Source organism: Microbacterium sp. Bi128 (assembly GCF_918698205.1).
Map to the genome: position 1 here is coordinate 1 of NZ_CAKKMM010001393.1, position 1,321 is coordinate 1,321.

The window sequence follows — 1,321 nt, forward strand, 5'->3', positions numbered from 1 at the left end:
GGATGCAGAGGCTCATGATGACCAGCACCGGGATGGTCAGCAGCGTGCCGTGCAGCTCGTCGTAGCCCTTGGACTCCGTCAGGTACGTCGGCATGTAGGAGGTCAGTGCGTAGCCGGCGGTGTTTGCTGCCGCGACCAGGATCATCGCGACGATGAGGGAGCGCCAGTACGCCTTCACGATGCCCACCGGGCCCTTGGAGGCTGTGGTGTCCGAGGCGGTTGCGTCCTTGGCGAGGTTCTCCTGGGCATCCAGGGTTGCCTGGAACTGCGGGGATTCCTCGATCTTGCTCCGGAAGTACACGGCGATCAGGCCGAGCGGGCCGGCAAGGAGGAAGGGGATGCGCCAGCCCCACTGCTCCATGGTGTCCTGGCCGAGGGTCAGCTGCAGCACCGAAACGAGGGCCGCGCCAAGGGCGAAACCGAGGTAGCTGCCCATGTCCAGGAAGCTGGCGAAGAATCCGCGGCGCTTGTCAGGGGCGTACTCGCTCACAAAGGTCGTGGCGCCGGCGTATTCACCGCCGGTAGAGAAGCCCTGGATAACTTTGAACAGGACCAGCAGGACCGCAGCCCAGATGCCGATCTGTGCGTAGCCGGGCAGGAGCCCGACGGCGAAGGTGCTGGCGGCCATGATCATCAGGGTCGCGGCGAGGACCTTCTGGCGGCCGATCTTGTCGCCAAGCCAGCCGAACACGACTCCGCCGAGGGGGCGGGCGATGAAGGTGGCGGCGAAGGTTCCGAGCAGGAACAGGGTCTGGACGGACTTGTCCGCCTCCGGCAGGAATACCGGTCCCATGGTGGTGATCAGGTAGCCGAACACGCCGACGTCGTACCACTCCATGGTGTTACCCACGATGGTGCCGCCGAGTGCCTTCTTGAGCATCGGCTGGTCGACAACGTTGACGTCGGACTCGCGGAGTCGACGGCGACGTAGCTTCGGTTTCTTCACACCCTTGGGTGCGCCTTGGTTGGTTCTGCTGGCGTCGATGACGCCTGCTGAAGAGTCGGTCGTGCTTCGGTCTGTGGGCATTTGGGAAGCTCCTAGGGAGATCATTTGCTTGCGACTTGTAGCTGCCCCGCTCTGGGCAGGCCTTCAATTTTACGGGAATTCTCTGGAGTTTCCGAGTTGTGTGCCGTATGATCGCCCATTTCGGGTGCAAATTGGGGGCAATTCACTAATTTCTTTTGCCCGCTTTCGCCGCGCGGATACTGGGAACCGGCCATCCCGGCGGCGCCGCGCCCAAAATTTTCCGCGCCAGCCCTCGATTGCGGGGGTTTCCGACGGGATTCGGTCCGATCGAAAGTCCGACGGCGGGCGCTACAG

General features: G+C 63.3%; 2 protein-coding genes. Both read right to left on the reverse strand.

Annotation, left to right across the window (positions count from 1 at the left end):
- A partial coding sequence (locus tag LQV45_RS33080; RefSeq protein ID WP_230011906.1) for an MFS transporter occupies positions 1-1,027 on the reverse strand: 1,027 nt, incomplete at its 3' end.
- 20 nt (positions 1,028-1,047) lie between these two features.
- Positions 1,048-1,321: hypothetical protein (locus LQV45_RS33085; RefSeq protein WP_230011908.1), on the reverse strand; the 274-nt coding region annotated here is incomplete at its 5' end.